Here is a 6,240-nt window from a genome sequence, read left to right on the forward strand (position 1 = left end):
TTTATTTAGTATTTAGCTATACAAGAATTGTAGGGATACATTTGGCATGTCTATTCGAGAGGAAGGAAAACGACAAAGTCGCCAAGCTATTATAGATGCCGTACTTCGCTTAAGCACTTCAGGACGCTCTTTCAGCAGTATCAGTTTAAGAGAAATCAGCCGTGAAATTGGATTAGTACCTACAGCTTTTTATCGACATTTTAAAGATATGGATACATTAGGCTTAGAGCTGGTAGATAAAATTGCCTTAGATTTAAAAAGTACTTTACATCAGCTAGGACAAACCTATTTATATCAACCTGAAGCAAAAATACAAAAGAGCTTAGCGCTATTTTTTCAAACTATCGATCAGCATACTGAAGAGTGGATTTTCATTATTTCTGAACGTTGGGGTGGATCACAGCCCATCCGTAAAGCAATAAAACGAGAAATCGAATATCTTGTTGAAGACTTTGCAATCGATCTTCATCGCTTACCGAGTATTCAACATTTTCAACAAATAGATGATTTAAAAGTATTAGCACAATTGCTCATTAATTTAGCCTTTAACTGGGTTATGACGTGGATTGATCTTTCTCGTCAATTTAAACAACCGCTTTTAGAACAACAGCAACAAATTTTTAAAGCACAAGCTGTCACTCAAGTTCGTTTACTCTTCCATGGAATTTCAAACTGGGAAAAAAATATAAAAAGCTAAAAATCAAAAAAAAAGCCACTTCTTTGAAGTGGCTTTTTCAAAAATTCAATACAAATTATTTTGCTTTACGCTCTTTTTCAATTAAGTAATTCACAACTTGAGGCACTTTAGCATCTTCCCCTTGAACCACATATTTACCATTCACCACAACCGCAGGCACACCTGATAATTGGTATTGTCTTGCAAGTTGGTTGGACTGAGCAATTTTTGCTGAAATTGGGAAGGAATTAAACATGCTATTGAATTTCGCTTCAGGCACACCATATTTCACAAAGAATTTCGCTTGTGATTGCTGATCGAAAATTTGCTTACCTTCTTCATGAATGGCATGGAACAATGGCAAATGTGTTTTTTTACGAATTTGTAAGGCTTCAGATACATAGTATCCACGAGCACCTTGTTCCCAAGTCGGGTTCATTGCCGCAGGCGTACGAACAAAGTGAACACCTTTGGGCATTTTTTTAATCCAAGCCTGCATATGTGGCTCTAAGTTATGGCAATGACCACAGCCATACCAAAAGAATTCACGCACTTCAATTTTTCCAGGAACTTCTACTTTCCCCGGATTTGCAAGAACAGTGTAATCTTTACCCGCAACAAAATCTGCTGCCATCACACCACTTGAAATTGCCATCATCGCAGTAGCGAGGCTACCTAAAAGAATTTTTTTCATTGAACTTATTTGCCTCAAAAATATTATGATTAGCTTATGCAAATACTATAAATCAATTTAGCCTTTTTCGTTTTCATTCTGTGAACTTTTTTAAGGCTTTTATCGCTTTTTTTATAATAAACGCTACACTAAGAAGATACTAAGTTTTTTGAATTATAACGACTTGCTTGAGGTGAACCCGATGTCGCAACTAAATGTTGATCCACAAGAAATTGCCAAATTTGAAGCATTCGCAGCCATTTGGTGGGATCAGCATTCTGAATTCCGCCCTTTACACATGATCAACCCATTACGTTTAAATTGGATTGATGAGCATTCAGGTGGCATTACAGGCAAAAAAGTACTCGATGTAGGATGCGGTGGCGGTATTTTGGCTGAAAGTATGGCGCGTCGTGGTGCAAATGTTTTAGGGATCGACATGGGAGCAGCACCACTAAATGTTGCTCGTCTTCATGCAGAACAAGAAGGCGTTCAAAATATTGAATATCGCCAAATTCCTGTAGAACAACTTGCTGATGAACAAGCAGGACAATACGACGTTGTCACTTGCATGGAAATGCTTGAACACGTTCCAGATCCTGCATCTATTATTCTTGCTTGTCAAAAGCTTGTAAAACCAGGTGGTCACGTATTTTTCTCGACCATTAACCGTAATCCAAAAGCCTACTTATTTGCCATTATTGGTGCCGAATATGTGCTCCGTATGCTTGCAAAAGGCACACACGATTACAGTAAATTTATTAAACCATCTGAACTTGCAAACGACATTCGTAGTGCAAACTTAAAACTCAAAGACATGACTGGCTTACATTACAATCCAATCACAAAACGCTATTGGTTAGCGCCAAATGTAGATGTGAACTACATGGTGTATACACAAAAAGAAGGCGTGTAATGAAAGCTGTATTATTTGATTTAGATGGCACCTTAATTGATACCGCAGCGGATTTTATTCGCATTATTCAAGACATGTGCCGTGAAGAAGGCAAAGATGTTGTTGAAGCCGATTTGATTCGCACTCAAGTGTCTGAAGGCGCACGTGCGATGGTGAAACTGGTTTATCCTGAACTTGAAGTGACAGACCCTATTTTCCTTGCGCATCGTCAGCGCTTTTTAGATTTATACGGTGCAGATATTGCCGTAGATACAGATCTTTTCGATGGCATGTATCCTCTGCTTGAAGAGTTGGAAAGCCACAATATTCCTTGGGGAATTGTGACGAACAAGCCTCGTTGGTTAAGTGAAGAATTACTTAAAGCGCTTAACTTAACATCACGATGTGCTGTTTTGGTTTGCCCTGAAGATGTGACTAATACTAAGCCCGATCCTGAGCCAATGTATCTTGCGGCAAAGCAAATTAATACAGATGTCAAAGACTGCATTTATGTCGGTGATCATCCACGAGATATTGATGCAGGACGTCATGCCAACATGTACACTATTTTAGCTGCATACGGTTATTTACCAATCGAACACAAAGATGACTTAACAGCGTGGCAAGCAGATTGTATAGTGAACAATGTAGATGAATTACATCAAGTCATTCGTAAAATGGTGATTAAGTCTTAATAAAAATGCACTTCATAACTATATAAAATTGAGGAGGTTCGAACATGAAATATTCAGAATATAAGCCTCGCCCAGACCTACTGAAAGATCGTGTCATTCTTGTGACAGGCGCAGGTGATGGTATTGGTCGTGCAGCAGCGCTCAGCTATGCATTACATGGCGCGACTGTAGTGTTACATGGACGAACCTTAAATAAACTTGAAGTCATTTATGATGAAATTGAAAGTTTAGGTGCACCTCAACCTGCTATTTTACCCTTACAACTTTCAAGCGCATCGCCTAGAGATTACGAGCTTCTTGTCGATACTCTGCAAAAGCAATTTGGTCGCTTAGACGGAATTTTGCATAATGCAGGCATTTTGGGTGAGCGCACAGAACTTGAAAATTATCCTGCCGATGTTTGGGATGATGTCATGGCTGTGAATTTACGTGCTCCTTTTGTTCTAACTCAAGAGTTACTTCCCTTATTAAAAAAATCTGAAAATGCATCTGTTGTCTTTGCAAGTTCAGGTGTAGGACGTGAAACTCGCGAACGTTGGGGTGCATATTCGGTTTCAAAAATTGCAATTGAAGCCGTTAGCGAATTATTTGCTAAAGAAAATACACATCCAAATTTACGTTTTAATTGTATTAATCCTGGGGCAACACGCACAGCAATGCGCGCAAAAGCATTCCCCAATGAAGACCCTAAAACACTCGCAACACCTGAAATGATTATGCCTGCATACTTATATTTAATGGGTGATGATAGTCTTGCTTTGAATGGTCAAAGCATTGATGCACAAGACTAGTTTTTCAACGAATCAAATATAATATTTAAGGGAGCATATGCTCCCTTTTTTTATTTTGATTATTCTATATACAGCTAAATTTTCTAGCATTGTTTTTAACTGTATTTTACTCATACTAAACACATATCACTTAAACATTCTGAGATTTCACATGTCTGATTTTAGCAATATTGGCGTTACACACCTTGAAGATGGAATGGTTTCTTTACTTGTAGATGGAAAACCAATTTCTGAAAAATACGGCATGAAATTTGAAGCAACAATTATTCAAGAACTTCAAGCATTAGAAAACGGCAAAAATATTAAGCTGTTCGATCAATTTGTTTTTTCACATACAGATTTAAACTTTGAGCATTCTTATCATTACGTTACAAGCGTTATTAAAGAAGATGATACTTACCGTATTGTGACCAATTTCGTCTACAAAATTGTCGCTCCTGAACAAGCACCTTTTGAACATGTCATCACTAAACAAGGCGAACCATTAAGCCCTGAAGATGTCCGTGAATTCATTAATGCGCATGTTCAAAAATCTTTAACAGATTATACAGACATGAAATATGCCTATTAATATCTTTTAAAATCCAAAATAAAAGGCAGCTCAACTGCCTTTTTTAATCTAAAGATCAAAAAGAACAACGCCCCATTGAATCGTTTTTTTATATAAATATCATTATATTATTCGGTTTTTATAATCAAGTTAAATTCTTTACAATATTCTCCATAGAAAACACGAGATAAGGAGCCATTTGTGACTGATTTAAAACGTAAAGTTGAAATGATTCGTTCAATTAACAAATTACAGCTTTCTAAAGATTTAATTACCGCTTTAGATGATGCTCAACAAGCTGAATACGTTGTCGAAGCCATAAACTCCTTACAAAAACTAGAACAACAATGGAATTAATTTGAGTAAAAAAATAGTCCTATGCTGGACTATTTTCATTAAAAATATCCAACTGAAAATTTATTTTTATAATTGTTCTGATATGTAATTCAAATTTTATAAATTTCCGAAATGTATCATAATACCTTAATATATATATGGCTTTAAAATAAAAAGTTCATCTTTCTTCACAGTTTCTCTGCATTTTTTCAGTAGAGTAACATCATAGTGAAAATAATTTACGAGGGTTAAACATGAAAAAGATTTTGTCTATTCTCGCAATTTCTTTCAGTGCTTTGATGGCAAGTAGTCTCACTGCTGCTGCACCTCATCATGATGATGATCGTGGTTATAATGGACCACGCGATATGCAAACTAAACGTGAATATCGCGATTCAGAAAATAATGACAAACGCTTTGAAAAAAGACGAATGCGTGAAGAGCGTGGCGTTCAACGCTTACAACAGTTAAAATGGCAAGAAGGTTATGTCATGCCACAACATTATCGCGGAAATAGCTATAAAGTTGATTATAAAGATAATAATTTAGAAAAACCGTCTCGAAATGAGCAGTGGTATAAAATTAATAATAGCTACATTCTAGTCAATACTGACAGCAACACGATTACAAGTATCGTAGATTAATCTTAAATTTCCAAAGCCCAACAGATGTTTGGGCTTTTTTTACATAATCATTGATTCTTCTTAATTTCTTCATTTACTTCACAATTCCACTATATTTCTCTCATTTTTTCTCGCTACTTCTTCGTTAATTTAAAGCTATACAGAACACATTCCAAACGAATAAAGGTGGACGAAATGAAAAAAAATCTAACAATGATTACTCTCTCTTTAAGTGCCCTTATTGCGACTTCAGCAATGGCTGCTCCACAACATGATCCACGATTCAATCATCAACCGCCTGCACCGACACATTGGAATTCAAACGAAAAACATCCTAGTCAATCACATTGGAATAATGGCAATAAATATAACAATCATCATGTCAATCCAAGCCGAGATTGGCGTGTAGGGCAACCATTTCCCCGCGCATATAATTCTTCTCGTTATAAAATCGACTATAGCGATGTAAAGCGTTTAAGTAAGCCTAAACGCCATCAGGAATGGTTTAAAATTAATGGTGATTATGTTTTAGTAAATTCAAATAAAAACACTATTGCTCAAATCATATAATCATTTTTTTGTGAAAGTGTTTGGTCTCCATTGACCAAATACTTTTGTAGTAAGTTAGTGCATAAAATTAAGATTTATTCATATAAACATTCTCATAAAAGTTAAAGCATTTTTGCTATTAATCATTGAAATATAATATTTTTTATTTTCAAAAAGTAACTTTTATTAACATATCTGATATATTTTAATTTCTTATCACCTCATATAACAAGAGGTGTATAAAATATGAATAAATTTTTATCTATAATGCTTTTATCTTTAACGACTTTAATATCAGCGCAATCTTCTATAGCAAAAAAGTTCATCTATGATGATGAGACACGCACTTATACTGAAATCAGAGATGATCGTTATAATAGCAACCAAAATTATAGTAGCTCATCTTATGATAATAATCGCTACGTCTATAACAATAGACTTCCGTCATAAAT

The 6,240-nt window shown here is 35.5% G+C and carries 9 protein-coding genes; 8 read left to right on the forward strand and 1 reads right to left on the reverse strand.

The window, feature by feature from the left end; genetic code table 11:
• Positions 1 to 46: 46 nt before the first annotated feature.
• Entirely contained in the window at positions 47 to 697 is a 651-nt protein-coding gene (locus A6M14_RS11620) for a TetR family transcriptional regulator (protein ID WP_152875210.1), read from the forward strand.
• 55 nt (positions 698 to 752) lie between these two features.
• Here A6M14_RS11620 and A6M14_RS11625 read toward each other — a convergent pair whose 3' ends face one another.
• Positions 753 to 1,370: a thiol:disulfide interchange protein DsbA/DsbL gene (locus A6M14_RS11625; protein WP_152875212.1), complete on the reverse strand. Its 618-nt coding sequence runs from the start codon at positions 1,368 to 1,370 to the stop codon at positions 753 to 755.
• 181 nt (positions 1,371 to 1,551) lie between these two features.
• Between A6M14_RS11625 and ubiG the strand changes: the two genes are divergently transcribed.
• The 7 genes from ubiG (at position 1,552) to A6M14_RS11655 (ending at position 5,809) form a co-directional block, all read left to right on the forward strand.
• Positions 1,552 to 2,265 carry a bifunctional 2-polyprenyl-6-hydroxyphenol methylase/3-demethylubiquinol 3-O-methyltransferase UbiG gene (gene ubiG / locus A6M14_RS11630; RefSeq protein WP_152875214.1) on the forward strand — a complete coding sequence of 238 codons (714 nt, stop codon included), beginning with the start codon at positions 1,552 to 1,554 and terminating at the stop codon, positions 2,263 to 2,265.
• Positions 2,265 to 2,939, forward strand: coding sequence for an HAD family hydrolase (locus A6M14_RS11635; protein ID WP_152875216.1), 675 nt, complete (start codon positions 2,265 to 2,267; stop codon positions 2,937 to 2,939). Before ubiG ends, A6M14_RS11635 begins: the two co-directional genes overlap by 1 nt.
• A 44-nt stretch (positions 2,940 to 2,983) precedes the next feature.
• The gene (locus tag A6M14_RS11640; RefSeq protein WP_152875218.1) at positions 2,984 to 3,730 is read left to right on the forward strand and encodes a YciK family oxidoreductase; all 747 of its coding nucleotides are present in this window, start codon (positions 2,984 to 2,986) and stop codon (positions 3,728 to 3,730) included.
• 151 nt (positions 3,731 to 3,881) lie between these two features.
• Entirely contained in the window at positions 3,882 to 4,301 is a 420-nt protein-coding gene (locus A6M14_RS11645) for a hypothetical protein (RefSeq protein ID WP_152875219.1), read from the forward strand.
• Between the two features lie 180 nt (positions 4,302 to 4,481).
• Positions 4,482 to 4,637, forward strand: a complete 156-nt coding sequence (locus A6M14_RS14125; protein ID WP_171500287.1) for a hypothetical protein — start codon at positions 4,482 to 4,484, stop codon at positions 4,635 to 4,637.
• Between the two features lie 233 nt (positions 4,638 to 4,870).
• The gene (locus tag A6M14_RS11650; RefSeq protein WP_152875221.1) at positions 4,871 to 5,260 is read left to right on the forward strand and encodes an RcnB family protein; all 390 of its coding nucleotides are present in this window, start codon (positions 4,871 to 4,873) and stop codon (positions 5,258 to 5,260) included.
• 174 nt (positions 5,261 to 5,434) lie between these two features.
• Positions 5,435 to 5,809: an RcnB family protein gene (locus A6M14_RS11655; protein WP_152875223.1), complete on the forward strand. Its 375-nt coding sequence runs from the start codon at positions 5,435 to 5,437 to the stop codon at positions 5,807 to 5,809.
• The last annotated feature ends 431 nt before the right edge of the window (positions 5,810 to 6,240 follow it).

The sequence above is a fragment of the Acinetobacter portensis genome (genome assembly GCF_009372215.1).
Lineage (GTDB): Bacteria > Pseudomonadota > Gammaproteobacteria > Pseudomonadales > Moraxellaceae > Acinetobacter > Acinetobacter portensis.

Coding starts and splice junctions, on each gene's coding strand:
- A6M14_RS11640 (WP_152875218.1), top strand. CDS start 2,984: ATGAAATATTCAGAATATAAGCCTCGCCCAGACCTACTGAAAGATCGT.
- A6M14_RS11625 (WP_152875212.1), bottom strand. CDS start 1,370: ATGAAAAAAATTCTTTTAGGTAGCCTCGCTACTGCGATGATGGCAATT.
- A6M14_RS11650 (WP_152875221.1), top strand. CDS start 4,871: ATGAAAAAGATTTTGTCTATTCTCGCAATTTCTTTCAGTGCTTTGATG.
- A6M14_RS11635 (WP_152875216.1), top strand. CDS start 2,265: ATGAAAGCTGTATTATTTGATTTAGATGGCACCTTAATTGATACCGCA.
- A6M14_RS11620 (WP_152875210.1), top strand. CDS start 47: ATGTCTATTCGAGAGGAAGGAAAACGACAAAGTCGCCAAGCTATTATA.
- ubiG (WP_152875214.1), top strand. CDS start 1,552: ATGTCGCAACTAAATGTTGATCCACAAGAAATTGCCAAATTTGAAGCA.
- A6M14_RS11645 (WP_152875219.1), top strand. CDS start 3,882: ATGTCTGATTTTAGCAATATTGGCGTTACACACCTTGAAGATGGAATG.
- A6M14_RS11655 (WP_152875223.1), top strand. CDS start 5,435: ATGAAAAAAAATCTAACAATGATTACTCTCTCTTTAAGTGCCCTTATT.